Origin of the sequence: Salinispora pacifica CNR114 (assembly GCF_000514775.1) — a bacterium.
Classification (GTDB): Bacteria; Actinomycetota; Actinomycetes; order Mycobacteriales; family Micromonosporaceae; genus Micromonospora; species Micromonospora pacifica.
In genome coordinates, this window is record NZ_AZWO01000024.1 from 66,198 (window position 1) to 92,129 (window position 25,932).

Below are 25,932 nucleotides of genomic sequence, written 5' to 3' on the forward strand. Positions count from 1 at the left end.
CCGGCGGCCAATGACCCTATCCACCCGAAACGTCGGAGACAGCAGATGACGCTACGCCGAGTCAACGACCACGAGTACGTCGAAGAGCACGGTGGGGACTACGAGGACTTCGAACCCGGGATGGTGATCCGGCACTGGCCGGGGCGCACCCTCTCCGAGGCCGACAACACCTGGCTGACGCTGTTGACGATGAACCAGCATCCACTGCACTTCGATCAGCACTACGCCGCCGGCGCCGAGTACGGCCGGGTACTGGTCAACAGCGGCATCACCCTCTGCCTGATCGGCGGGATGACCGTGCAGGCGCTCTCCGCGCGCGCTGTCGCCAATCTGGGCTGGGACAAGGTGCGCCTCAAGGAGCCCGTCTTCGTCGGGGACACCCTCTACGCGACGAGTCGAATCCTGCAGAAGCGGCTGTCCCGGTCCCGTCCCGGCAACGGGATCGTGACGGTGGAGACAACGGGTACGAAAGCGACCGGAGAGCCGGTGATCGTCTTTGAGCGATCCTTCCTGGTCCGCTGCCGGGAGGCCGGCTGAGTCCGGTGCCGGGAGGCCGGCTAACCACCGCCGGGCGATGGCACCTGGAAAGGTGCCATAGCCCATCGACCACTTACCGGGTGCGCAAACCGTGGGTCGGCGCCGATGACCCGATCTGGCAGGATGTGTCGGCATGACGAGCGAGAAGCAGGCGAAGGCCAGCCACCGCGGCATTCCCAGTAGTAACGAGTTCCGTGAATTCATCGGCTCCGGATGGGCCAACCCCGACCGGGAGCCCACCCCCCGCGCCGCCGTGGCCGACCACGCCGCCCGGCGCCGGACCGCGCTGTCGCAGCAGTTCCCCGGCGAGCGGCTCGTCATCCCCGCCGGTGGTCTGAAGGTGCGCAGCAACGACACCGACTACCCGTTCCGGCCGCACACCGCCTTCGCCCACCTCTCCGGCCTCGGCGCGCACTCCGACCCGGACAGCGTCCTGGTGCTCGACCCGAAGCCGGGCGGTCGCCACCACGCCATCCTCTACTTCCAGCCGCTGGCCCCGCGAGACAGCGAGGAGTTCTACGCCGACTCCCGTCGTGGCGAGTTCTGGGTGGGTCCGCGCCCGAGCATCGCCGACCGGGAGTCGGAGCTGGGCATCACCGCGCGGCACATCGACTCGCTCGCCGACGACCTCGCCAAGGATGCCGCCGCAGCCCGGCTGCGGGTCGTCCGGGACGTCGATTCGCGCCTCACCGAGCTGGTGGAGAACGTCCGCGCCCAGGCCGGCGCGACCGGTTCGGAGCAGGAGCGGGAGGAGGCGGACGTGGAGTTCGCCCGGCACCTCTCCACCATGCGGCTGATCAAGGACGAGTGGGAGGTGGGCGAGATGCGCAAGGCCGTCGCCGCCACCCACAAGGGCTTCGACGCGATGATCGCCTCGCTGCCCGAGGCGGTCCGCAAGGGTCGCGGCGAGCGTTGGGTCGAGGGCGTCTTCGGCCTCTACTCCCGACACGAGGGCAACGGCGTCGGCTACGAGTCGATCTGCGCCTCCGGTGACCACGCCAACACGATCCACTGGACGAAGAACACCGGCGAGGTTCGCGACGGCGACCTGATCCTGATCGACTGCGGGATCGAGATCGACTCGCTCTTCACCGCCGACATCACCCGTACCCTGCCCGTCACCGGCCGCTTCACCGACGTGCAGCGCCGGATCTACGACGCCGTCTACGAGGCGCAGCAGGCTGGGCTGGCCGCGGTGAAGCCGGGCAACAAGTTCAGCGACATCCACGCCGCGGCGAACGCGGTGATCGCCCGAATCCTGCACGAGTGGGGGCTGCTGCCCGAGGGGGTCACCCTGGAGCAGACCCTGGACCGGGAGAAGGGCGGCTGGCACCGCCGCTGGATGGTCCACGGCACCTCGCACCACCTGGGCCTGGACGTGCACGACTGCCAGCTGATGCTGCGCGAGAAGTACATGGACAGCGAGTTGCAGCCGGGCATGATCCTCACCGTCGAGCCGGGCCTCTACTTCAAATCCGACGACCTGCGGGTGCCGGCGGAGTTCCGCGGCAACGGCGTCCGGATCGAGGACGACGTGCTGGTGACCGAGGACGGCTGCGAGAACCTCTCCGCGGCGATGCCGCGAACCTCCCACGAGGTGGAGGAGTGGATGGCGCGGGTCTGGGCGAACGCCTGACCCACCTCCGAACACCTGCCCCACCCCCGGATCAGCCGGTAGGAGGGGCCGCCTCGGGCGCCGTACGACGTGGCCCGCGATCGGCGTACCGGTCGCGGGCCACGCTCAGCCGCTCCGCGGACGCAGCTGGCGCCAGGACACGACGGCGCTCGCGGCCGTCGCCAGGGCCAGGGTGCCGAGGACCGCCCCGGCCACCACCGCACCACTGAGCTGCACGGACACTCGGGTCGCGGTCTCGGCGCCGAGACCAGATGCGACACCGGCCAGCGGCGGCACGGTGGCGAGCAGACCCAGCGCCGAGCCGATGATCACCAGCAGTCCGGTCTCGCCGACCGCGACCCCGAGCAGCTGCCGCCGGGTGCCGCCGACCGACCTCAGCACGGCGAGGCTGCCACGCCGTCCCACCGCCGCCAGGGCCATGCTGTTGGCCACCGCCAGCCCGCTGTAGCCGACCGCGACCACCGTGAGCATGTTCGCCAGGCTGTCGGTCAGTGCGGCGTCGGTGTGGTAGTCCCGCAGCGCGAAGTCCTCGGCGTCGTGTAGCCGAGCGCCCGCGCCCAGGCGGGCCGGTGCCTGGTCGGCGGCGAGGAAGATGTTGTCGGTCAGGGCCGTCGGATCGTGCTCCCGGACCGTCTCCCGGGAGAGCACGAACGCGCCGCGAGTCGGGTCCGGGGGCAGCACCTCGGCGACCCGCAACGGGGCGCTGCGTCCGTCGGCGAAACGTACGGTGACGGTCGAACCGGCCTGCACGCCCAGGAGTTTCGCCATCGTCGTGTCCAGGACCGCCTCGCCCGGCCGGGACCAGCGCGGGTCCCGTGACCCGACTCCGTCGAGCACGGTGTCACCGCCGTCCGGCCGGGTCACGAAGAGGCGGGTCGGCAGCGGCGCCCGACCGACCGGGTTCGCCTGGACCACGGCCTCGTTCAGGCCGGGTGCGTTGCCGGGGTCGATGAGCACCTGCCCCGCCAACTGCCGGGTGACCTCGGCGGGGTACGCCATCCGCATCGTCTCGACCAGCCCACTGATCAGCACGGCGAAGCCCACCGAGACGATGACCGGGGCCGCGATGGAGGCGGCGCGGCGGGGCGAGTTGAGCAGCTCGGCCCGGACAAGCATCGCGCCCGCGCCGCGGGACCGGCGGGCGAACGCCTCCGTGCCCAGGCGCACCAGCGGCCCGATCACGACCGGTGCCAGCAGCGCCGCGGCGGCGATGAGGCACATCGACGTCGTGAGCGCCAGGGCGACCCGTCGGTCCGCGTCGCCGACCGCGGTCAGGAACGCCAGCACCAGACCCAGCCCGAGGATCCCCAGCCCGGTGGCCCCCCGACCCCGGCCCAGCCGGCGCCGCTCCGTCGCGGCATCGCGCGACGCCTCGATGGGCGGCACCCGGGCCGCCGAGCGGCTGGCCACCCCGGCGCCGAGCACGGCTATCCCGGTGCCGACCGCGCCGGCCGCCAGCAACGGCCACGCCGAGATGACTATCCGGGCACCGGGCGGGGTAACGTCGAGTCGATCGAGCGAACCCAGCAGGGCGGGCGCCGCGCAGACGCCGGCCAGGCAGCCGACCACCGAGCCGAGCAGACCGAGCAGGACCGCCTCGCCGAGCACCAGGCGACGGAGCTGGCTCCGGTCGGCGCCGACCACCCGGAGGAGCCCGATCTCGCGGCGGCGCTGCGCGGTGGCCAACGCCAGGGTGGCGGTAACCACTAAGATCGTGGTGAAGAGTGCCACGATCGTGATCGCGCCGATCAGCTGGGTGCCGAGGAACCGGCGGTGCGTGTGCTGCCCGGGCTCCACCACCCCACGGGCGGCACCGGTCAGCGCGGCGCCGTTGTCGCCGACGATCCGGCCGGCCCGGCCGGCGATCTCCGAGCCGGCGGAACCCGGCGTCACCAGCAGCCCGATCGTGGTCACCCCGGTGTCCCGTCGCGCCGCCTCGGCATCGGTGAAGTAGAAGCCGTGCCCAGGTACCGTCCCGCTCACCGTGTAGGTGTGCACCCCGTCCGCAAGGCCGACCGGAAGCGTGGCACCGACGGCCACCCCGAGAGCGGTGCTCACCACCACCTCGTGGTCGGAGCGCGGCGCCCGACCGGCAGTCAGCTCGTACGGCGCCAGCCGGGTGCTGGACCAGCCGTGCCCGGCCTCCGCCGCGGCCTCGTCGGGCACCGGCTCGTCGTCGGTGAAGGCCTGCGCGTAGAAGTTGCGATCGATGATCGCCGCCTCGACGCCATCGATCCCCTCGAGCTCCCGGACCAGGTCACCGGCTTCGTGCTCGCTCCACGGGACGCGGTCCCGGAGTGTGCCGGTCGGCTCCGCCGCCTGCTTCGCCACCACCAGAACCGGGGCGTTGGCCACCCGCGGCAGAGGTCTTGGCCGGCTCGAGTCGTAGAGCAGGAGGGCCGCGGCGATCAGACCTACCCCCACCACGACGGCGAGGAAACTGGCGAGAAAGGAGCGCCAGTGTTCGCGGAGGTTGGCAGCGGCCAGCATCATGCCACCAACCGCGCCATCTCGGCCGCGATCCGGCCGGGCCGCGCCCCGCCCGCCGGAGCGAGCTCCATACGTTCGGCGATCCGGCCATCCTGGAGGAAGACCACCGTGTCGGCGTACGACACGGCGACCGGATCGTGGGTGACCATGATCGTGGTCTGTGCCCGCTGGTCAACCAGGCGGCGCAGCAGCGACAGCACCCCGCGCGAGGTCTCGGTGTCGAGTGCACCGGTCGGCTCGTCGGCGAAGAGCACGTCCGGGCGGGTGATCAGCGCGCGCGCCAGCGCGACCCGCTGCTGCTGACCGCCGGAGAGCTCGCTCGGCCGGTCCCCGGCGCGCTCGCCCAGGCCGACCGCGGCCAGCGCCCGGGTCACCTCCGCCCGGTCGGGGCGGCGGCCGGCGAAGCGCAGTGGTAGCTCCACGTTCTGCGCCGCGGTCAGGGACGCGACCAGGTTGAAGGACTGGAAGACGAAGCCGATCCGTTGCCGCCGCAGGGCCGTACGCTGGTGCTCGTCCAGCCCGCTGAGCTCCTCGCCGGCGACGAGGACCCGTCCCGAACTGACCTCGTCCAGACCGGCAGCGCACTGCAGGAGGGTGGATTTGCCGGAGCCGGACGGGCCCATGATCGCGGTGAAGCTGCCCCGCGGAAAGCTGAGGGAGACCCGGTCCAGCGCCGGAACCTCCGCCCGGCCCCGGTGATACACCTTGCGTACGCGGTTGAGCTCCACCGCCGGCGGGGCCGGACGTCGAGTAGCAGTCATGCCGCCGATTCGATCGCGTACGGACCCCACGCACACTGACCCAGGAGATAGTCCTCAAGGTAGAGTCCGCCCTACTGTGCCGGGCGCGCTGCTGACCTACCGTGGCGCGGTGCGACATGACGGTGAGCGGCGAAGCCGGACCGCGTGGCAGGCGCTGGCCCGGCGGCCGGTGGGCTTCCTCGCCTCGGCCTGGCCCTGGCGAGCCCTGCTCTACCTGACCTCAGGGCTGCTCGTCGGCGCGCTGACGATGTGCCTCCTCGTGGTGGCGGTCACCGTCGGCCTGCTCACCGTCGTCGTGCTCGTCGGGGTGGCGCTACTGCTGGCCGCCGCGCTGATGGGACTGCCCTTCGCCCGCCTGGAACGCTGGCGGCTGCGGCTGGTCGACCTGGACGGCGTCCCACCCCCGCGCCGCCCAGCGGTGGGGCTGGGGCCGCGCGCCTGGCTGCGTACCCGGCTGACCGAGCCGGCGACCTGGCGGGAGCTCACCCTGATGGTGATCTCAGTGACCGCGCTCTGCTGGGTCGACGCCGCCGTACTCGGCCTCGCCTTCGTGGTGCCGGCGCTGTGCGTCAGCGCGCCGGTTGACGACCCGGCTGCCTGGCCCTGGGCCGTGCTGGGCGGGCTCCTGTTCCTCGCCGCCCCCTACTCGCTGACCGCCTGGGCGGGCGCCCGCGCGGCGCTGTGCCGGATCGTTCTCGCGCCCCGGGGCGTCGAAGTCGACCCGCACCTGAAGGAGATCAGCGAGTCGCGGGCGCGGCTGCTCGACGCGTTCGAGACCGAGCGGGCGCGGATCGAGCGCGACCTGCACGACGGGGCCCAGCAGCGGCTCGTCTCGCTGAGCGTCGCGCTGGGCCTGATCCGCCTGGACCTGCCCGAGACCTCCCCACTGCACCGGCAGCTCGCCGCCGCGCAGGAGCAGGTCGGCCTGGCCCTGGCCGACCTGCGCCACCTGGTCCGCGGCCTGAACCCGCTGGTCCTCACGGACAACGGGCTGGTGGCCGCGCTGGAGGACGAGGCCAGCCGGCTTCCGGTTCCGGTCTCGCTCGATCTGCGGCTTACCGGCCGGCTACCGCAGCCGGTCGAGACCGCCGCCTACTACGCTGTCACCGAGGCACTGGCCAATGTGGCCAAGCACAGCCAGGCCACCCAGGTCGAGCTGGTCGGACGGCACCACGCCGACATTCTGTCCCTGGCGGTGCGGGACAACGGCGTGGGCGGCGCGGACGTCTCCGGTGGGTCCGGGCTGACCGGGCTGGCAGACCGGCTCGCCGTGCTGGACGGTCGCATGCGGGTCTCCAGCCCACCCGGTGGCCCGACGCTCGTACTGATGGAGATCCCATGCCCCTTCGAGTGACCCTCGCCGAGGACTCCGCCCTGCTCCGGGAGGGGCTGGTCAGCATCCTCGGCCGGTTCGGGCACGACATCGTGGACGCGGTGGCGGACGCGGACTCATTGACCGAGGTCGTCCAGGCCCGGCGTCCAGACCTCATCATCACCGACGTTCGGATGCCCCCGGGCAACGCCAACGACGGACTGCGAGCCGCCGTACGGCTGCGCCAGCGCCTCCCCCGCCTGCCGGTCCTGGTCCTCAGCCAGTACGTGGACCAGTCGTACGCGGCGCAGTTGCTGGACTCCGACGACGGCGCGGGCGTCGGCTACCTCCTGAAGGACCGGGTCGGCGCTGTGGCGGAGTTCAACACCGCGGTGGAGCAGGTCGCCGCGGGGGCGACGGTGATCGACCCCGAGGTGGTCCGTCAGCTGATGCGCCGCCGCTCCGATCCGAGGCGGCGGCTGACCGCCCGTGAGCTTGAGGTGCTCGCGCTGATGGCACAGGGCCGCTCCAACGACATGATCGGCCGGCAGCTGCACGTCACGGACGCAGCGGTCAACAAACACATCGGCAACATCTTCAGCAAGCTTGACCTGCCGGTCGCCACCGACGGCCACCGGCGGGTGCTCGCGGTGCTGGCCTACCTGCGGAGCTGAGCGGCAGGGGCGTCGGGGTGGCCGGCCCGCCGATCAGGCGTCGCCGCGGGCCACCGAACCCATCAACTGGCGCTCGGTGGGGGTCACACTCAGCATGACCCACTGCACCTTGCCTCTGGTGATCAGGCCGACCATTTCCGGGTGCAGCTGGGTGAACCAGCTCTGCACGCTCACCAGCCCCAGCGCGCTCGCCGCCATCCCCGCCTCCGCCGCCGTCAGCCGCTGAAGCAGCACGATGTCGCTGCGTACCAGCGCGGTGGAGTCCCAGCCGGCCAGGTCGTCGCGGACCACCAGGGTGGCCCGCCACGGCGTACTGAGCCCGGGGTTGGGGCCGGTGACCGGGCCGGTGTCGACAACCACGAGCTGCGGCTCGGTCGGGTTGGCTGGGGTCGGCGGCGAGCTACCGGGCGGCAGGAACGTGGCGATTTCCCGGCCGATGACGCAGCGCCGCAGGAAACCGTCCCACTCCCGCTCGCGGCCCGTCTGGATGAACAGCCGGGCGCCGAGCGCGATGGCGCGGAAGGCGATCAGCTGGGCGCTGCGGACGCCGCCGACCAGCATCAGCTGGGTCGGTTCGGGGCGGAACACGCGCAGCCCCACCGGTTCCTGCTGCCGGTTGCGACCAACCACGAGGCCACCGCCGCCGGCGACCAGGCGCAGCCCGCCAACGGATACGGTGTCGGTGCGGTGCAACCCCATCCGGCTGTCCGGGAAAGCGACACTCCTCACCGTAGGAAACCTCCGAGCGGTAGCGTGGCGGCCACCCCGTGGGCGTGCTCGCCGTCGAGTCGTTGCAGCTGACCGCCGTGGCGGCGGATCGCCTGGTGTAGGGCCTCGTCCGCGGCGGCCAAACCATCCGGCCCGCTCCCCAACAGCCGGAAGGCCGCCTCCGTGGCGAGGTCGTCGCCGTCCACCCGACTGGCGGCGATCGACACCACACCTCCGGCGGAGGGGAGCCCCCGTAGCAGTGGATCGATCTCCCATCGCTGGCTGGGCCAGTTCAGCAGCCGGTGGCAGCTCTGCCGGGCGCCCCCGGTCGACCAGGCCCGCCAGGACTCGCGGGCGAGCAACTGCTCGCTGCCCGCGCCCGGCATTGCCCCGGTGAGGTGGGTGAGGGTGGCGACCGCGGCGAGCACCTCGTCCCGGTTGAGCATGCGCGCGGTCACCCGCTCCTGCCGCAGCAGCCGCCGGGTCCGCTGAATCACCTTGGTCAGCGTCGGGAGCAGGTCGTGGTCGGCGTGGAAATCGGGGGTCCGCGCCACCTGGAGCACCACCCACGCCTGCCGGCTGGCCGGTACGTCCCCGTTTGTCAGTTCCCGGTACGCCCGGCCGACCGCCGCCGCGCTCGGGTGGGCCCGCGGTGCCGGGGTCACCTGGATCAACAACTGCACCACCACCGGCGGACCCTTCCTGTCTGCCGGCGGCAGCAGCACGGCGGGGGAGGGCAGGGCCTGCGGAGTGCTCATCAGCAGGGCACCCTCGGTGGGGTCAATGTCGAAGACGACGCTCAGCCCAGCCGGGTGGGTCAACAACACCGCCGGCTGGTCGTCGATCTCGACCGGCTCCAGCTCGACGCCGCGGGCCAACCGGGCCAGGAGGTCCCGGGCCGGTTCCGGGTCGCCCGCGGCGAACTGCCGGCGTCGCCTTCGGAAGGCCCACCAGACCACACTCCACTGGTGCAACCAGCGGCCATGAATCCGGATCACTGTCGGTGCGAGTACCAGCACCGCCACGGCGGCGACCACGGCGGTGAGTAGCACGCTGTGCTGGGTGGCGGCGAGGATCGCCACCACCCCGACCTGCCACGCCACCAGCTGGACAACGGTGACCGGGCCGATCCCGAGTGGAGGCCGATATAGCCGTACCCGGGGGGCGCCCGGACTGTCTGGTTTGGGTGGTGGCCCGGCCGCAGTAGCGGAGGTGGTCGACGAGGCGGGGGCCGCTCGCGGCGGTGGCGTGGCCGGCGGTGGCGCGGCGGGCGCAACGGCGGCTGACTGGCGCGCCGTGCTGGCCCACGCTGCCGTGTTGACCGGTGCCGCCGGGTTGGTCTGTGCCACCGGGTGCGGCTGCGTGGGCGCCGCCGCCGGGTAGGCGTGCTGACCGCCGTGGTTGGCCGGTGCTGTCGGGTTGGGCGGTACCGCCGCCGCGGCCCGCGCGCCGTAGACGGTGCTGGTAGCCGCCCGACCCTGCCCGCGCTGCGCGGCCCAGGCATGCCCCGGTCCGCTGGCCGCCGGATTGACCGGCCCCGCCGGCCCGCCGGCCTGCTGCCCAGGCGCCCCCCATTGCTCGGGCGGTAGCTGTGGGGCCGGCTGGGCAGCCCCTTCCGGGTGGTGCTGCCAACCCGGTTCGCCCGGCCGTGCCGCACCCGGATGAGTCACCTCACGTCCTCCTCAGCTGGGCCGAAGGTGGCAGGCCGGTTGGCCGCACACTCCGTATTTGTAGGCGAAGCGCCGGCTTCACGGCCACGAGCGGATCACCGACGGACAGGTGCGCGCCAGGCTGGTCCGGGAAGACGAGAAGGGTGCGCGTCATGGCTCCGGGCTTCGTGCGTCGACGGGTGGGGGTTACGCCGACGATATCCCAGCCACTCGACCTGGTGGGGCCCCGAGGCTCGGGCGGCCGTCGCAAAGAATCCAGATTGGCAGCGCTGAATGATTGCTGCCATTGGTGTGGCGCCGCACCAAGGGACCAAAGCGAGAGGAGTAATGGCCACACCCTTGATGTGGCCGCTGGTCGCAGAAGCACTGCTGCTCAACGGAATCGTCCATACGCACCGTCGCTGTGGTTCACCCGGACGGTTTGTGGTCTTGGGTGTGGTTAGTTGGGGCGTTGCCAGTCGGTGGGGTCGGTGGGGTCGGGTGGTGGTGTGGTGGTGGGTGTCTGGGGGGTGGTGTGGGTTGTGGGTGTGGTGGCAAGCCGCCGGCGGCGACGTAGGAGAAGCAGTGCGGTGGCCGTGATGAGGCCAAGGCCGAGGACCACGATTGCGATGACGAGTGTGGGTTGGAGACGGCTGTTTGTGGGTTCCGACTCGCGGGCGCGGATGAGGGCTGGGTCGAGTGGGGCTTCTGGGGTGGGGGATTGGGTTTGGGTGGTGCGGCCGTCTGGTTCGCCGGTGAGGGCGGCGCGTAGGTTGAGTGTGCCCCAGCCGTATTCGGGGTCTCGGCCGGGATCGCCGGCGTCGCGAGTGGTTTCGATCATTCGTTTAAACAGGTCTTCTGAGCTGAGGTTCGGGTACTTCGATTTCACCAGGGCGACGGCGCCAGACACGAGTGCGGTGGCGCCGCTGTTTCCGGTGATCGTTGCGTATCCCCCGCCGGGAGTTGCTTGGTAGAGGTCTTCGGCGGGTGCGGCGAGGTGGGTTTCCCACCCTAGGAGGGAGCCGATGCGGCTGGGCTGGCCGTCACGGTCCAGGCCAGCCACCGCGAGCGTGGCATCGTGCGTCGCTAGGGAACTAATTACCGCGTCTTCGCGGTTACCGATAGCGGCGACGACGATCACGTTGTTCTGGTAGGCCCGCTCTACCGCCCGGTTAATTGCCGTGCTGTGCGTGGTACTTAGGGAGACGTTGATGACGTCTGCGCCCTGGTCGACCGCCCAGTCGATTGCGGTCGGGATCTCGCTCTTAACGGCGAACGCCTCTCCGACGGTGATTGGGAGGATTTTGGCTTTGGGGGCGACGCCGAGGACTCCGTCGCGACCGTCGGGGCCGTGTCCGTGTCCGGCGATGAGGGAGGCCATCCCGGTGCCGTGGCCGTCTCGGTCTTTGTGTCCCTTCGACTGGTCATCGTAGATATCTGTGCCAGATAGTATGTTGTTTTGAAGGTCTGGGTGGCTGGCGTCCACGCCGGTGTCGATGACCGCGACGGTGATTCCTTCGCCCTGGGTGACTTTGTGTACTTCGGTTAGTTCGAGGGCGTCGATATGCCAGGCCTCGTTCCGTTCAGCGGCGGCTGCTGGTAGGGCTGACATGCCGAGGGCCATGATGGCGGCGAGTGTCGCGGCGGTGCTGGTGGCCGCCGGGCGGGCGAGGCGCATTCGCGGATACCTCCTTCGGGGCCGTGGCGCGGCCGGTGGGGCGGTCGCATGGTGTGGGCCGGCTACCTGTGATGGGGTAACCGGCCCGTGCGAGGGGGTCAGCTCTGGCCTATGGCTTTGCCGTGGTGTCGTGGTCGTTGCTCGGTTGGTGTGGTGATGGTGCCGGTCGGGGGTGGGGTGGTGGCCCAGAGCTCGTCGTCGCCTTCGCCGTATCCCCAACTTTCGGCTTGGTCGGTGGCGTGTCGTGTCCTGGCGTGGCCGCCCAGTGGTGCGGGCCCAGTGCTGCCGACCGCTCGGGTGCTGCCGGTCGGTCGGGTGTTGCCGGTCGCAGTCTGGCCGGTGAGGTGGCTGCCGCCGGTCAACGGGGTGGGGCGGTTGGTGGTTGGTGCTGGGGTACCGTGCGCGCCGTTGAGGAGGGTGGGCGGTGGTGGTGTTGTTGGGCGGCCCAGTGCGGGCTGGTGCGGGTTGGGTACCGGGCCGCGGGCGCCGGGGGCGCCAGTGGTGCCGGGGGTGCCGGGGGTGCTGGTTCCCAGCAGGGTGGGGCGGGGGAAGCCGGGCCGATTGGTGGTCGTTGGTGTGTTCGGGCCCGCAGGTGTTGGGCCACTGACACCTGGAAAGACCGGCGGGGGGACAGGCGTAGGGGNGGGTGGGGTCGGGATTGCAGGTGGGGCTGCCGGGGGCCCGAGGGTCGGAGGCGGTGCGGTGAAGGTGCCTCCGGCGAGCCCGATGCCGTCGGTCGGCTCGGATGGGGGAGGTGGCGTCACGTTGGGTCGGGTGAGTAGCTCTGGCCGGTCACCAGACATCGTAGATGTGGACGGCCCCAGCCCGACCGGTGTGTTCGGCAGCACGGGCGACGGGAGCTGCCCCGGGTTGACCCTGGGTATGTTCGTTGGCCCCTTGTATCGGCCGCCGCGTTGGACGTGCGTGTGGGCGACGTCGACATACAGCTCGGCTAGCGGCGTGACGATGCTTTTCGCGCGCTCATGGAACTCCTTTTTGACCTGCTCGTACGTCTTGCCGTTGTTCATGCCAGCGAAGTCGCTGAGCTGAATGCCCTCGTCGGCCTTACGGATGTGGTATTGGCGGTCCTGCTCGGCGACGTACGCCTGCCAGAGCTCGCTCATCTCCCGCTGGGTCTTGGTGATGGTGTTGCCGACCTGCTCCAGGCCGCGGGCGTGCCTGTCGGCGACCTCGGTCCACTCGTCCAGCGAGTAGAGGGCCGCACCCACCTTGCCCATGAAGTATTGGCCCGCGGGCGAGTGCCATTTCGCCGCCAGCCCATCGGCGTGCCGCTTCAGATTTTCGCGGGTGGCCTGCAGCAGGGCGCTGGTGCGGTGCCATGCCTCCGCGAGAGCGAGGGTGCGTTCATCACTCTCGTCGCGGACAAGCATCCGTATCTGCTCGATATCGACCCCGTCCCACTGCGTGGGGGTGTAGATCTCGTTCACGTTTTCGACGTAGTCGTCTTTGACGTCGGCAAACAGCCGACGGTCTGGTTGCGTCGGTGTCCACTCGTAGTACTGGTCTGTCATCCCCGCTCCTCAGCTCTGCGTCCTGTCCGCACCGTTCAGGCCCGTGGGTCAACCGCCGGCGGAGCCACCGCGTTGTCGCCCTGCTGCCAGGTGGTGTCGAGGGTCGCCTGCCCCTCAACGTTGCGGAAGGCGTTCAAGACATCGTCGTTGGTCGCCTCGGTGAGGGCGTCCTCGGCGAGATAGTCGGCGGAGATCGTTTTGGCGGCGATGCTGAGGGAGGCCAGGCCCCTCGCCGCCTCGGTGAGTAACTGATGCATCGCCAGTCGGCTGTGTTCGTGTCTGGCCTGAAAGTACTGGCCCTCCTGCAGCCCGCCCTCGCCGAACGGCGCCGGCGCTTGGAGCATCGGAAACACACCCTGCTCATAGCTGGGTGTGAAGTTCACGTTCAGCTCGTCCATGATCGCAGCTGCGAAGTCGCTGAGCTGCTGAATGTCGACGTCGATTTTCTCGCCGGCGAGCCAGTCGTCGCCCATGTGTCTCCCCCGATCGCTCGCCCGTCAGTGGCGCATTTGATCCAATTAGCGAGTTGTCATTTATTGGATGTGTCCAAAATGTGCTAGTTTGCAGCCACGAGCCGAGTATCCACTCTGGGGGAGCATAGCGTCATCGCGCAACCCCGTCGGGTGCTCATACCCGGGACGGAAGGTTCACCAACTGCACCAGACGGGTGCCCTCCCGCCGGGTGACCAGCCAGCCGCGACCGGGTGGTAGTGGCCCGGGACGGACGTTGCCGAGTAGTACCCCCTCGTCCCGGCTGCCGGACATCACGATGCCCGGGGTGCTGATCTCCCGCAGCCGCATCAGCACCGGCTCGTAGAGGGCTCGGCTCGCGCCACCGGTGCGCCGGGCGACGATCAGGTGCAGACCGACGTCCCGGGCCTGCGGCAGGAACTCCAGCAGCGGCGCCAACGGATTGCTGCCCACCCCCGTCACCAGGTCATAGTCGTCAACCAGGATGTAGAGGTCGGGCCCCCTCCACCAGCTGCGAGCGCGGAGCTGCTCGGGCTTCAAGTCGGGGGGAGGCAGCCGGTCCCGCATCACGGCCGCGACCTCAGCGATGTAGCTCTCGGTGAGCTGCGCCGACGACCCGTACCCGATCAGGTGTTCGGTGGTGATGTCGCCGAGCATGCTGCGGCGGTAGTCAACCAGCACCAGCCGCGCCTCGTTCGGCTCGTTGCGGTCGACGATCGACTGGGCCAGTGACCGCAGGAAGGTGCTCTTACCGGACTCCCCGTCCCCGAAGAGCAGGAAGTGCGGGTCGGCGGCGAAGTCCAGGTGCACCGGCTGGAGGTCCACCTCGGCGAGGCCGATCGGCACGCCGGGCCGTCCGGTGGACGGCAGGCTGCTGTACGGGATCACCGGGGGGAGCAGTCGGATCGGTGGAGCTCCCGGCCCCTCCCAAGCGGCGGCGAGGTCGTTGATCAGTTTGCGGGCTCCCTCGGGGAGGCTCTCCGGCTCCTGGGTGCCGTCGGCGCGAGGCAGCGCGGCGAGGAAGTGCTGACCGTCGGGGTCGATGCCCCGGCCGGGAGACTTCTCCGGCACGTTCACCGCGGCTCGGCGGTCCAGCATGGAGTCGGAGGCGTCCGCCAGCCAGAGTTCCAGCCGGGTGCCGAAGACGTCCCGGACGGCCGGGCGCAGGTCCATCCAGCGTCCGGCGGTGACGATCAGGTGGATGCCGAAGGAGAGCCCACGGTTGGCGATGTCACTGATCGCCGGCTCGAGGTCCTCGAACTCGGTCCGGATGGTGGACCAACCGTCGATGACGAGGAAGACGTCGCCGAACGGGTCATCGGTGTGCTCGCCCTGCCGGCGGGCGCGCCGGTACGCGGCCATCGAGTCCACCCTGTGCTCACCGAACCGCCGCTCCCGTACGCCCATCAGCAGCTGCAACTCGGCGACCGTCCGTCGGACCAAACTGGCGTCGAGCCGGGTCGCCACCGCGCCGACATGCGGCAGGTCGCGTAGGGAGGAGAGTGCGTTGCTGGCCAGGTCGAGGCAGTAGACCTGTGCCTCACGTGGCGTGTGGGTCAGCGCCAGCGAAGTGATGATCGTCCGCAGCATGGTGCTCTTGCCGCTCTGCGGACCACCCACGATCACCGCGTGGCCGGCGGCGCCCGCCAGGTCAAACCAGAGTACGTCCCGACGCTGCTCGAACGGCTTGTCAATGATGCCGGTGGCCACCTGGAGCTCGCCGAACAGATCGGCCTGCGCCACCGTCACCCCCCGGTTCGGGTCTGTGGTCAGCGGTGGCAGTAGCTGATCCAGGGTCGGCGGCTCCGCGAGCGGAGGCAGCCACACCTGGTGGGCCGGCGTACCCTGGCCGGTAAGCCGGTTGACCAGGATGTCCAGCAGGCTGTCGCCGCCGACGGCGGCGGTGTTGTCCGGTTCCGGCGTCACTTCCTTCTCGGGCGGTGTCACCGGCGGTGCGGTATAGCTGGTGTGGTATTCCAACACCCGCGTCTCGCCACCACCGGCGCCGGCCGCCGCCGCCGTCTCACTGCGGTAGGTCCCGGAGACATACGAGGCCTTGAACCGGACCAACGGTTCGGTGCCGAAGCGTAGGTAGCCGTGCCCCGGCGAGTTGGGCAACTCGTACGCGTCGGCAGTGCCCAGCACCACCCGGCTCTCCATGGCGGAGAAGGTCCGCAACCCGATCCGGTACGACAGGTGGTTGTCCAGGCCGCGCAGCCGGCCCTCTTCCAACTTCTGGGTGGCCAGCAACAGGTGGACGCCGAGCGACCGGCCAACTCGGCCGATCTGCACGAACAGGTCGATGAAGTCCGGCTGTACCGTGAGTAGCTCGGAGAACTCATCGCAGACGATGAGCAGGCTCGGCAGGGGAGCCAGGGGCGCCCCCGCGGCCCGGGCCTTCTCGTAGTCACGCTGCGAGGCGTAGTTGCCGGCCGCACGCAGCAACTCCTGCCGGCGCAGCAGCTCACCGCTGATCGCGCCGGCCATCCGGTCTACCAGTGGTAGCGCGTCCGCGAGGTTGGTGATAACCGCGCTGGTATGCGGGAGGGCATCCAGCCGGGTGAAGGTCGCGCCGCCCTTGAAGTCGACCAGGACGAAGTTGAGGCTCTCCGGGTTGTGTGTGACGGCGAGCGCCAGCACCAGCGTACGCAGCAGCTCGGACTTGCCGGAGCCGGTGGCGCCGATCAGGAGGCCGTGCGGGCCCATGCCGTCCTGCGCGGACTCCTTGATGTCGAGGTCCACCGGACCGCCGTCGGTGCCCGCACCGATCGGCACCCGCAGTCGGTCCCGGTTTGGCCGCGGCTGCCAGGCTGCTGCCAGGTCAAACTCGTACGGGTCACCGATGTTGAGCAGCTCGGGCAGGCCCAGCTCGGTGGCGACCGAATCCTCGCCGCCCTGGGACATGGCCGAGAGGCGCAGCGGAGCCATCTGCATGGCGAGTGTCTCGATCTCCGTGATTCGGCAGTCGTCCGCGCGACCCATCTCGATCACGCCATCCACAGTCGTACCGACAAGCTTGTGGTCCGCACCGACCTCGAGTACCAGCCGTGACCGTTCCAGCAGCCGCGGCGCCGGGTTGGAGAGGTCGAGCAGGGTGACCCCATCCACCCCACCATCAGTCATCAGGTGCTCCGAACCAGCTGTGCTACCGCCGTCGATGATGACCAGGATGTGCGGTCCATCGGTCTTGGACATCCCGCCGGTGGGGCTGTATCTGGGTCGGTTGGCCAGCACGTCGTCGAGCATCTCCTCCAGTCCTTTGACCGAGGGTGCGACGAGCCGCAGCTGGCCCAGCGCGTCGGTGCGACTCGGGTGCAGCCCGTGCGGCAGCCACTTCGTCCACTCCCATGCCGCACGTTGATCAGCGCTGACGCAGGTGGCGACGAGTAGGTCGTCCGGGGCGTGAAAGGCGGTGGCCTGGGCCAGGATCGAACGGACCAGCCCGCGTACCGCCTCCTCATCCCCCCGGAGGTGCACCTGGGCGAAGCCGCTGAGGAGCATCGCCACTGGCAGATCCGGCACCTCGCGGTAGGTGGTGAGAAAGCGGCGTAGCGCCAAGGCGCACATCGGCTCCAGTTGTTCCAACGTTGCTGGCGGTGGCGGAACCAGGGGAGTGGCCAGTTCCTGCGGGCCGAGTCCGATTCGTACGGTCGAGAAATCGGGGTCTCCGCGCCGCCGCTCCCACAATCGTGGGCCGATCGGAACGGACCAGAGCGCACCTGGTGCCGGATGCCGGTAGAACATGGATTCTCGCTGGCCCCGAATTGCCTTGAGTACCCGGCGACGCTGCCGCGACAGGTGCGTCATGTACTCGCGTCGCCGCTGCAGCATTTCCTGCTTGCTCGGACCACCGGAGTTGTTGGCGAGTTGAGAGGCGAGCATCCCGATCGCGGAGAGGCCGAAGAGACCCCCCGCAACGTAGCGGATGGTGTTGCCGCTCTGACCAGCGAACATCAGCGCCATAGCGAATGAACCGGCGAGCATCGGCAGCATCATCAGCAGCTGTCCCCAGCTGCGCCCACCGGGCGGCGGCACCTCCGGTGGCGCCTCCAGCACGATTTCGCCGAACGGGTACTCCGGCTCCGGCTGCCGGGCCGGGCGTTTCACAACGACGGTACTCACGTATCAGACCTCCCCGTTGTTGCCTGGACTCGACCGATCCGAACCGGTGCCCACGCCATCGGCACATGGTAGGTAGCCTCTTGTCGTCATGACAGCCGCGGGCCCGTTGGCCCGCTCCTCGTCGGAGGAAGCGTCAGTGGTCACCCAGGTCGGAACCGGACTCGCGCGCATCGCCATCGCTACCCCAGACCGGCGACTAGATATAGCCCTACCAGAGCATTTACCGCTGGTCGGAATGCTTCCCGCGGTGTTACGGCAGGCAGCGGAGCATCCGTCTGACGGAACGGCTCACGGCGGCTGGGTGCTGCGCCGTACCGACGGATCGCTCATTGATCTCAATCGTACGTTAGCCGCGCAGAACATCCGCGACGGGGAGACGCTGCACCTGGCACCGCGCCGTACCGAGTGGCCAGAGTTGGCGTACGACGATCTGATGGAAGCTGTCGCGTCGGGCGCGCGCCGTCGTGGAATCGCCTGGAATCCACTCGCGACCCGGCTGACCGGTCTGATTGTCGCCAGTGCTCTGCTATTGATCGGTTTGACCGTCATCATCGGTTCGAACGAGCCCGGCTGGCTCGGCGGCGTGATTGCCCTCGGCGTTGCCGCCGGGCTGCTGTTGGCCGGGATTTTGCTCTCCCGGGCGATGGCCGACTCGCTCGCCGGGGCAGTGCTGGCCGCTGCCGGCCTGCCCTACGCCTTCGTCGGCGGTGTCCTGGTGATCGGGACCGGTGAGTCCGTCTGGGCGCTCGGTGCGCCGCACGTGCTGCTCGGGTCTGCCGTTCTACTCCTCTCGGGCCTCATCGGCATCCTCGGCGTCGGTGACGCTGCCCGGGTCTTCGTCGCGGCGGTCTACACCGGGTTCTGGGGAATGCTCGGTGGGTTGCTCGCCCTCAGCTCGATCGACGCCGTGCAGGGCGCGGCGATCGTGGTGAGCGGGGTGACTCTGCTGCTGCCGGCGCTGCCGCTGCTCGCGGTGCGACTGGGGAAGCTACCGATGCCGGCGCTGCCCAGGAACGCCCAGGACCTGCTGCGCGACGAGCCGCAGCCACCGCGGGAAGCGGTGTACCAGGCGACGGCCCGGGCTGACGAGGTACTCACTGGCATGATTTTCGGTTCGATCGTGGTCACCCTCGGTTGCCTGACTGTGTTGACCGGATCGGGGTCGGTAGCTGCGCTGGTGCTGACCGGAATCGTCTCCCTCGGCTACCTGCTGCGAGCCCGACTGATGCCCACCGTCCGGCATCGGGTACCAATGCTCGCCGGCGGGCTCGTCGGGCTCGCCCTGCTGTCCCTGATCGGCGCGGCCGGCGCCGGGACGGCGGTGCGGGTGCTGATGGTGCTGCCCTTGGCGATGGTCGCGGCCGGGATCTCGGTCAGCGCCGGGCTCGCGTACAGCCGACGATCCCCGTCACCCCGGCTGGCCCGGTTCGGCGACTTCTTCGATGTGGTGCTGCAACTCGCGGTGCTGCCGGTGGCGTGTGGGGTGATGGGTTTGTACGGCTTCATGCGTGCGCTGGGCGGCTGACCTGACGGGTTGGCGGTTGAGGTGATCTGAACGTGGTGCCCGCTGGCCGCCGGGCCCACGGTTGCGGTCGCGGTGCCTATCGTAGGCATCGCGGTCCGGCTCCAGCTGTGCCGACCGTACGCAGGGGGAGGGTGCCATGTCTTCGCGGCGGGACCAGGTCCAGTCGTATCAGTTCTTCGTCCAGCGGATGACCTCCGCGCTCGTTTCCCGGGAGCCTGATCCGGAGAACGGTGCACCGTTTCGGCGGCTCGGTGGTGCCGGCTTCGCGAGCATCATGGTGGCGGTGCTCTGTCTCGCCGCGGTGGGCGTCTACGGGCTACTGCGCCCCGGCGGTGCCACGAAGTGGCAAGAACAGGGAGTCGTCATTCTGGAGAAAGAGACCGGTACTCGGTACATCTATCGAGAGGGTCGCTTGTATCCGGTCGTCAATTACGCGTCGGCGCTGCTGGCGTTGGGCTCGGCGGGGAGCACCGTGTCCGTTTCCCGTAACTCCCTGCTCGGCACGCCGCGCGGCACCCCGATCGGCATTCGGGATGCGCCCGACGCGCTACCCGACTCGGAGCGGCTTCTCGCCGGGCCGTGGACGCTCTGCACCCAGCCTGTTCGCGATTCGGCGGGTGAGAACGTCGCCACCACTGTGCTGACCGTCGGGGCCGCACCCGGTGGTGGGCAGGAGCTGGGCGACATGGCGCTTCTGGTCCGTGACACCACGACCAACCGACTGCATTTGATCTGGCGGGACCACCGGTACGAAATTCAGGACGAAAAAATCATCCTAGAAGGACTCACGATGACGACCGAACGGCAGGTAGAGGTGGGCGGAGCGTGGTTGAACGCCCTACCCGCCGGTGAGCCGATCGGCATCCGGAACGTGGTGGGCCGCGGCGAGCTTTCAGATGCAAGACCCGACACCCGAATCGGTCAGGTCCTGGTTGTGGAAAGCCAGAGTGGTGGCCGCCAGTACTACCTCGTGGAGCGAGCGCAGTTGCGGCCGTTGACCCAGCTTGAGGCCGAGGTGCTGCTGGCTGATCCGGAGACCACGCGGGCGTATCCGAATGGGGCGGCACCTGAGCCGATATCACTCTCGGCCGGCGCCGCGGCGGCGGCACCCAAGGCGCCGCCGGCGGTCGAGGGACCGCACCGTGCACCTGGGGAGCGTCCCGACATCATTCGTGAGGTCGGCGATCAACCGGCTGTCTGTGCCGCCTACCACCCGGGGCGAAGCGAGCCAACCCTGCTCCTGGAGGGGCAGGCGGAGCAGGTGCGGGAGCCAGCGTTGCCCCCAAAGCAGAGCAGCGCGGGCATTCCGCTCGCGGACCGGGTCGTAATCGAACCGGGGCACGGCGTCCTGGTTGAAGCTATGCCGGCACCCGACGCGTCGACGGGTGCCCTAAGTCTGGTTACCGACCTCGGCTATCGGTATTCGCTCGCCTCGAAAGAGGTGGCGAATACCCTCGGCTATGGCGATGTGGAGCCCATTGCACTACCGGCGAGCCTGGTTGATCGGCTCCCCGCCGGTCCCGCACTCGATCCGGCGGCGGCAAAGCAGACTCTTGATCCAGCCCAGCCGGGGCAGCCACAGTAGAGGCTGATTCGGACCAGAGCGAGCTGACCTAGCGCGGGCTGGACATGACCCGTTACGGTTCGTACGGAAAGCGGTGTGAGCGCACCGCAACGAGGCCGCCTCCGCCATTGCGGGGGGATCGATGAGGACGGGGGTGACTCCACCATGACGATGCGTACCGATACCGGCTTGATGGTGAAGACCGAGGGCGAGGTAAACGCTACCGCCGATCGGCTCACCAGCAATCTCAACCAGCTGATGGACCAGCTCGCGCCGCTGTACGACCAGTGGAAGGGTGCTGGTGCGGGCTCGTTCCAGCAGGTGCGCCAGCGGTTCGACCAGGACATGGCGCGGTTGAACGTGGCGCTGCGGGCGATCGCCGAGGCGGTTGGGTCGGCCGGCAAGGACTACGACGTCGCAGACGAAGAAATCAAGTCTGAGATGGATTCCGCCGGCGCCACCGCCGGGCAAATCACTGCGGCACTGAAGCTCTGACGGGGGAGAAGGTTCCGAAATGGAAATTCGGTACAACTTCGCTGCCTTGGCCGCTTCGGCGGACAGCTGCGGCAGCAGCCTGAAGAACATGAACGGCGAGCTCGAAACGCTCAAGTCCAGCATCGCACCCCTGCTCGCGACCTGGGACGGTGACGCTCGCGAAGCGTACTTCCGCCGGCAGCGCGAGTGGGAGGCCGCGGCAAACGACCTGCGCGACCTGCTTAGCCGGATTGAGCGAGCCCTGCGCGATTCGGCAGCCAGGATGCAGGCCCGTGAGGCCGCGAACCAGGCGAAGTTCGGCGGCTGATCTCTTCGGACGTCCCGATGGCCCGGCCTGGTGCCGGGCCATCGGCGTTTCTCACTGGCTTGACGGCCTGGGCCCGCCCGGCAACGTGGTAGTGGGTGCAAGCCGATCGTCAGCTACGGGGCGGCGAGGTGGTGGCCACCTGGAAGAACGCCTCATCGGGCTCGTCGATCTCCGGAGGCGGGGGCGGTGGATCCCCGAGGCGCGTCGGGCGCCAGCGTAGGCGTCGACCGCGCGGCAACAAGGCAACAGCTACGGCGACAGCAAGCGCGATCACCGTCACCGACAGGCCGCCCCAGAGCGCCACCCGCCCGAAGACCTGCCACCGCTCGGCTCGCTCCTGCGCCGCCGCGTCGTACAGCGGGTCGGGCAACGGGGCTGGGGCCACCGGAGCCGCCGTACTCAACCGCTCGGTGACCGCCCGGTATGGGCTGAGCACTCCCTGCCCGTAGCCCTGCTCCGGGCCCCCCTGCGCCGGGTCGGCCGTAGCCAGTAGCCGGCGAGAAACCTGCTCGGCCGACAACTGCGGCTCGGCGGCGCGGATCAGGGCCGCGGTCGCACTCACCAGCGGCGTCGCGAAGCTGGTGCCGCTCCAGACGTTGTGGCCGTCCACGCGGGTTGCCGCGACGACCGCACCACCAGGAGCCACCAGATCGACGTAGGGCCCGACTTGTGACTGTTCTACCCGTGCGCCCTGCTGGTCGATCGCACCGACCCCGATCACGCCCTCGTACGCGGCGGGATATGGCACCGGGTCGGGCTGGCCGTCGGTGCGGTGGAAGTTTCCGGCGGCGGCGACCAGGACCACATCCGCCCGCTGGGCGTAGTGGATCGCGCTCTCGACCTCGGGGTCGGGCTGGTAGAGCGTTACCGACATGTTGATCACATCAGCGCCGTTGTCAACGGCCCGACGGATGGCCTGCGCGAAGATCTCGGTGGAGACGCTCTCGCCCTGGCCTTCGGTGCCTCCGCCGCCGGCCTGTTCACTGACCCGGATCGGGAGGATCGTGGCGTCCGGGGCCAGGCCGTGGAAGCCGATGCCCTCCTGTGGGCGCGCGGCGATCAGGCTGGCCACCGCGGTGCCGTGGGAAACGCAGTCGAAGTCGCCACCCGGCGTCCCGCGGAGGGCGTCGAACCCGGAAATCACCTGGCCGTCCAACTGCGGGTGGCTACCGTCGGAGCCCGAGTCCACGACGGCCACCTCGACCCCGGCACCGGTGCTGAACGGCCAAACCCGTTGTGGGGCGAGCCACTGCTGGTGCCAGGGAGTGTCACTAATGACCTGACCCGGCTCGCTTGGATTGGCGCAAGCCGACGGAGCCGCCATGGCTGGCGCCGGTGGCATCAGGACGGTCGAGCTAACCAGGGCAAGCAAGAGCGCACCGGCAGGTTGACGACGATCGCGGAGCATGTCGCGCTCACCTCTCATCTGTACAACGCCGCTGCATCCTAGCGATTTTTGGGCGGTGCTCGGGGCAGGGACACCGGATCCACCACCAACATCGCATCGACCACCGCAACCGCGCCGGCTTGTGAGTCGCAGGTGCGCTCCGGGTCATGCTCCGCATCGACCTTAGGCTTTAACTCGGGCACGCCCCCGAATGGTGCTCCACGATCGGCAGCGGCACCTCGAACAGATCCGCGAAGTAGCCCAACCGGTGATACGCCTTCAGCAGCACCACCAACGTCAGCAGATGCTGCGGCGCCCGAGTCCGACCCCGCGCCCACCTGATCTCCTCAAACCCCCAACTCCCGCCGCACCACGGTGTAGGCGTATCCCGGCGGCACCGAGCAGGCCCAGTAGCCACTGAGCCTGCTCGGCGGCGGTCAGTAGACCTCGATGCCGACCGCGAAGCCGTCCGGGTCCCAGGCGTTGGAGTCGTACGCCCATGGGCTTGCGCCTCCGCCGTCGGCCGCCCACGGCGTCAACTGGCGGGTGCCGCCCTGGTCGGCGCCGCCGTGGTCGACCGCCTTGATGCTCAACCGGAAGTCGTAGAACACGACGCCAGCCGGCATGTCGCGGGTCTCCAGGCAGACCTTGACCTGGTCGGGGTCGAACCCGTTGCTGTCGAAGGCGAAGTCGCTCACGCCGCCGCCCTCGCTGGCCCACGGCGACCACTGGAGGAAACCGGTCTGGCTGCCGTTGTGGTCGGTGGCCTGAGCGCCGATCCGGAAGTCGCGGCTCAGCGGTGTGAAGCGCGGCGGCGGCTCCAGGAAGAGCCGGGCGCCGTCCGGGTCGAACGTGTTGGTGTCTCCGGCGAACGGGGAACATCCGCCGCCGAAGTTGGAGTACGGGGTGTACTCGGCATCCCCGATCTGGCTGCCGTTGTCAATCATCTGGATGCCGACACGGAAGTTGGGCAGGTCGGCGGTAGCACTCGGCCGGGCGGCCGCTGGCGCGACCGTGCCGACGATCGCGAGGACGCCAGCCGTGACGGCTGCGGCGAGCCCTGCGGTGATCCTGGGCATGTGCTGTTCCTCCTCGTGGCGGCGTCATCGCGTCGGTGACGCCGGGTTCGTGGTGCCGGGAGCCAGCACCGGATGGCGAGAAACCTAGAGATGAGCGCCGGCGCAGCCCTGGTCATCCGCCACATCGAGCACGATGTATCTCATGAACGCTCGCCATGTATAGCTGCACGCTGGCAAGCCCGACAGCAATGCGCTGCATGCGCATTTATCGCTTTTTGATGTGCGAAGTGAGTGGTCCGGCGGTTGTCAGCCGACCAGGAGGTAGGAGTTGGCGAAGCCGGCGGGGTTGCAGACGTTGAGCTGTCGTCGCACGGAGGAGTACGAGAAGCCGGGTGGGACGGTGCAGGCCCAGATTCCGGCCTGGGGCACCCGCAGGTAGTAGGAGTTGGCGAAGCCGGCGGGGTTGCAGACGTTGAGCTGTCGTCGCACGGAGGAGTACGTGTATCCGGACGGCACGGTGCAGGTCCAGACCCCGTCGCTGGGGGCGACGACATAATAGGAGTTGGCGAAGCCGCCGGGGTTGCAGACGTTGAGCTGTCGCCGTACCGCCGTGTAGGTGTATCCAGACGGCACCGAACAGGCCCAGAAGCCACTCGCCTGCGCGGCGGGCTCGGTGGATTGATCGGCGCCGTGGGCGGCCGTCGCCGGTGCGACGGCCAGGCCGGCGACCATGAGGATAGCCGTGGCGATCAGTCGGGACATCGCCTGACGGGCGCGGCCCATGGAACCTCCAGGTGCTAGAGGGCTTGGATTCATCCCCCGAAGCCTAAAAGTGCTTTGTTAGTATCCGATGAATAAGTGAACCTCGATTAAATGATCGAGGCGATCCCTGCCGGTCCACCCCGACTACCGGCAAAGATTCAGCCACGTAGACCTCCGAAGGTCACATGCTGGGGGCGGTGTCATCGCCGTGATGCTGCGCGGGCGACCGAGGCCGGCGTGGGGCCCCTGACCGACTCGACCAACTCCCTGCACCAGGTCCCGTCCCAGCAGCTCGGGCCGACCGTTGACGCGTGTGCAGCCCGGGTGGTTCGCAGGGTGAACCCACCGCCGGGCAGCCGCTGGCAGCTTGCGGCGGCACGCTCCACCTCGACGGGGTGGCCGGCGGTGGGCGGTCACAGTCCGAGCTCGTCGCGCAGCTGGGTCAGGGGGATCGGGTGTCGCCCGCGTCCATCCGGGCCAGGGCTTCACGGGCGGCGGCGACGTCTGCGGCGTCCTCGGCCCGCTCGATCGCCTCGGCGGGGACGATGGCGGCCCTGCGCTGACCACGGCGGGTGACGTAGGTGATGCGTCCGGCGTAGTGGGCGCGGAAGGGCCACGTCGGCGAGGCTGTCACGGGCGACGGATATCGGCTGCGGACATACGACCTGCGGCACGTGTGTTGTATTGTCAACATCCTTTCAAAGGATGGCACCGCAGCGGGGCGGGCTATCCCGCCGGAACGAGGCGCAGCAGTCCCGCTCGTAGACCAGTCCGGAGGCCCCCTCGGCCATCGGCGTTACTGGTTGACTACGCCTCACGGGGTGAGGTGCCTTGTAGTCAGGTGCTCACGTTGGCATTCTGGCGTGGCATTCCTGCAAACCGGACCCGTCGGAGCGTCTCGTTCGGCAGGACGTAAGCCGAGGTCCAGCAGACCGACGCCCCGTCTATTCAGGGTGATGGTGGTGTGGTCGGCGTCGGCGCGCAACGTAGATGAGGATGGCGCCGGCCAGGATGGACAGGGTGGCGGCTGCTGCGGTGGTGGTGGTGGTGGTGAGGGTGGGGCCGGTGATGGGTAGGTCGGGGTTGATGGTGATGGTGGTGGGTGGGGATTGGCTGTTGGGGCAGGTGTTGGTGCTGGTGTGGTGGGCGGTGAGGGTGTGGGTGCCGGTGGGCAGTGTGGTGGTGTGGGTGGCCGTGGCGTTGGTGGTCAGGGGCACGGTGGCCAGGGTTGTGCCGTTGGTGCGGAGGGTGATGGTTCCGGTGGGGGTGTCGACGTTGCAGGTGACGGTGGCGGTGAGGGTGA

21 protein-coding genes are annotated in these 25,932 nt (G+C 69.4%); 8 read left to right on the forward strand and 13 right to left on the reverse strand.

From position 1 onward, the window contains the following. Window positions 1–45 precede the first annotated feature (45 nt). Complete coding sequence (locus B118_RS0116385; protein ID WP_018221412.1) at window positions 46–537, forward strand: MaoC family dehydratase; 492 nt, start codon at window positions 46–48, stop codon at window positions 535–537. A gap of 133 nt (window positions 538–670) precedes the next feature. Then, window positions 671–2,173, forward strand: a complete 1,503-nt coding sequence (locus B118_RS0116390; RefSeq protein ID WP_027647574.1) for an aminopeptidase P family protein — start codon at window positions 671–673, stop codon at window positions 2,171–2,173. A gap of 105 nt (window positions 2,174–2,278) precedes the next feature. On the opposite strand, the gene B118_RS0116395 is transcribed toward B118_RS0116390, so the two are convergent. Together B118_RS0116395 and B118_RS0116400 are read right to left on the reverse strand one after the other, a co-directional pair. Further along, complete coding sequence (locus B118_RS0116395) at window positions 2,279–4,663, reverse strand: ABC transporter permease (protein ID WP_028193037.1); 2,385 nt, start codon at window positions 4,661–4,663, stop codon at window positions 2,279–2,281. Then, complete coding sequence (locus B118_RS0116400; protein WP_028193038.1) at window positions 4,663–5,391, reverse strand: ABC transporter ATP-binding protein; 729 nt, start codon at window positions 5,389–5,391, stop codon at window positions 4,663–4,665. Before B118_RS0116400 ends, B118_RS0116395 begins: the two co-directional genes overlap by 1 nt. A gap of 142 nt (window positions 5,392–5,533) precedes the next feature. On the opposite strand from B118_RS0116400, the gene B118_RS0116405 reads away from it, so the two are divergent. Together B118_RS0116405 and B118_RS0116410 are read left to right on the forward strand one after the other, a co-directional pair. Beyond that, entirely contained in the window at window positions 5,534–6,778 is a 1,245-nt protein-coding gene (locus B118_RS0116405; protein ID WP_028193039.1) for a sensor histidine kinase, read from the forward strand. Continuing rightward, on the forward strand, window positions 6,775–7,410 hold the full coding sequence (locus B118_RS0116410; RefSeq protein ID WP_027657819.1) for a response regulator transcription factor: 636 nt from the start codon (window positions 6,775–6,777) through the stop codon (window positions 7,408–7,410). The genes B118_RS0116405 and B118_RS0116410 overlap by 4 nt, the downstream gene beginning before the upstream one ends. Before the next feature lie 33 nt (window positions 7,411–7,443). Here the strand turns inward: B118_RS0116410 and B118_RS0116415 are convergent, their stop codons facing one another. The 6 genes from B118_RS0116415 to B118_RS0116445 form a co-directional block, all read right to left on the reverse strand. Then, complete coding sequence (locus tag B118_RS0116415; RefSeq protein WP_155254325.1) at window positions 7,444–8,139, reverse strand: hypothetical protein; 696 nt, start codon at window positions 8,137–8,139, stop codon at window positions 7,444–7,446. Next, window positions 8,136–9,788, reverse strand: a complete 1,653-nt coding sequence (gene eccE / locus B118_RS0116420) for a type VII secretion protein EccE (protein WP_080678062.1) — start codon at window positions 9,786–9,788, stop codon at window positions 8,136–8,138. The genes B118_RS0116415 and eccE overlap by 4 nt, the downstream gene beginning before the upstream one ends. A gap of 439 nt (window positions 9,789–10,227) precedes the next feature. After that, window positions 10,228–11,445, reverse strand: coding sequence for a type VII secretion-associated serine protease mycosin (gene mycP / locus B118_RS0116430; protein WP_028193041.1), 1,218 nt, complete (start codon window positions 11,443–11,445; stop codon window positions 10,228–10,230). Between the two features lie 98 nt (window positions 11,446–11,543). Then, entirely contained in the window at window positions 11,544–12,977 is a 1,434-nt protein-coding gene (locus B118_RS34055; RefSeq protein WP_028193042.1) for a WXG100-like domain-containing protein, read from the reverse strand. A 35-nt stretch (window positions 12,978–13,012) separates the two neighbouring features. Further along, window positions 13,013–13,450: a hypothetical protein gene (locus B118_RS0116440; RefSeq protein ID WP_018811817.1), complete on the reverse strand. Its 438-nt coding sequence runs from the start codon at window positions 13,448–13,450 to the stop codon at window positions 13,013–13,015. 154 nt (window positions 13,451–13,604) lie between these two features. Then, window positions 13,605–17,570 (reverse strand): type VII secretion protein EccC, encoded by a 3,966-nt coding sequence (locus B118_RS0116445; protein ID WP_028193043.1) that lies wholly within the window; start codon window positions 17,568–17,570, stop codon window positions 13,605–13,607. A gap of 136 nt (window positions 17,571–17,706) precedes the next feature. On the opposite strand from B118_RS0116445, the gene eccD reads away from it, so the two are divergent. The 4 genes from eccD (at window position 17,707) to B118_RS0116465 (ending at window position 21,461) form a co-directional block, all read left to right on the forward strand. After that, window positions 17,707–19,095 carry a type VII secretion integral membrane protein EccD gene (gene eccD, locus B118_RS0116450; RefSeq protein ID WP_028193044.1) on the forward strand — a complete coding sequence of 463 codons (1,389 nt, stop codon included), beginning with the start codon at window positions 17,707–17,709 and terminating at the stop codon, window positions 19,093–19,095. Between the two features lie 136 nt (window positions 19,096–19,231). Further along, the gene (gene eccB, locus B118_RS0116455; protein WP_028188486.1) at window positions 19,232–20,680 is read left to right on the forward strand and encodes a type VII secretion protein EccB; all 1,449 of its coding nucleotides are present in this window, start codon (window positions 19,232–19,234) and stop codon (window positions 20,678–20,680) included. 144 nt (window positions 20,681–20,824) lie between these two features. Beyond that, entirely contained in the window at window positions 20,825–21,154 is a 330-nt protein-coding gene (locus B118_RS0116460; protein ID WP_018221403.1) for a WXG100 family type VII secretion target, read from the forward strand. A 19-nt stretch (window positions 21,155–21,173) separates the two neighbouring features. Continuing rightward, a complete protein-coding gene (locus B118_RS0116465) occupies window positions 21,174–21,461 on the forward strand; it encodes a WXG100 family type VII secretion target (protein ID WP_018221402.1) in 288 nt (95 codons plus the stop codon). 109 nt (window positions 21,462–21,570) lie between these two features. Here the strand turns inward: B118_RS0116465 and mycP (B118_RS0116470) are convergent, their stop codons facing one another. The 5 genes from mycP (B118_RS0116470) to B118_RS0116495 all read right to left on the reverse strand — a co-directional run. Continuing rightward, the gene (gene mycP, locus B118_RS0116470; RefSeq protein WP_043541442.1) at window positions 21,571–22,869 is read right to left on the reverse strand and encodes a type VII secretion-associated serine protease mycosin; all 1,299 of its coding nucleotides are present in this window, start codon (window positions 22,867–22,869) and stop codon (window positions 21,571–21,573) included. A gap of 416 nt (window positions 22,870–23,285) precedes the next feature. After that, window positions 23,286–23,927: a hypothetical protein gene (locus B118_RS0116480; protein WP_018221399.1), complete on the reverse strand. Its 642-nt coding sequence runs from the start codon at window positions 23,925–23,927 to the stop codon at window positions 23,286–23,288. A gap of 246 nt (window positions 23,928–24,173) precedes the next feature. Then, a complete protein-coding gene (locus tag B118_RS0116485; protein WP_018811823.1) occupies window positions 24,174–24,650 on the reverse strand; it encodes a hypothetical protein in 477 nt (158 codons plus the stop codon). Between the two features lie 421 nt (window positions 24,651–25,071). Then, a complete protein-coding gene (locus B118_RS32150; RefSeq protein WP_162173351.1) occupies window positions 25,072–25,263 on the reverse strand; it encodes a hypothetical protein in 192 nt (63 codons plus the stop codon). A gap of 310 nt (window positions 25,264–25,573) precedes the next feature. Then, window positions 25,574–25,932 (reverse strand): Ig-like domain repeat protein (locus tag B118_RS0116495; protein WP_028193046.1); only part of this gene is annotated, 359 nt, incomplete at its 5' end.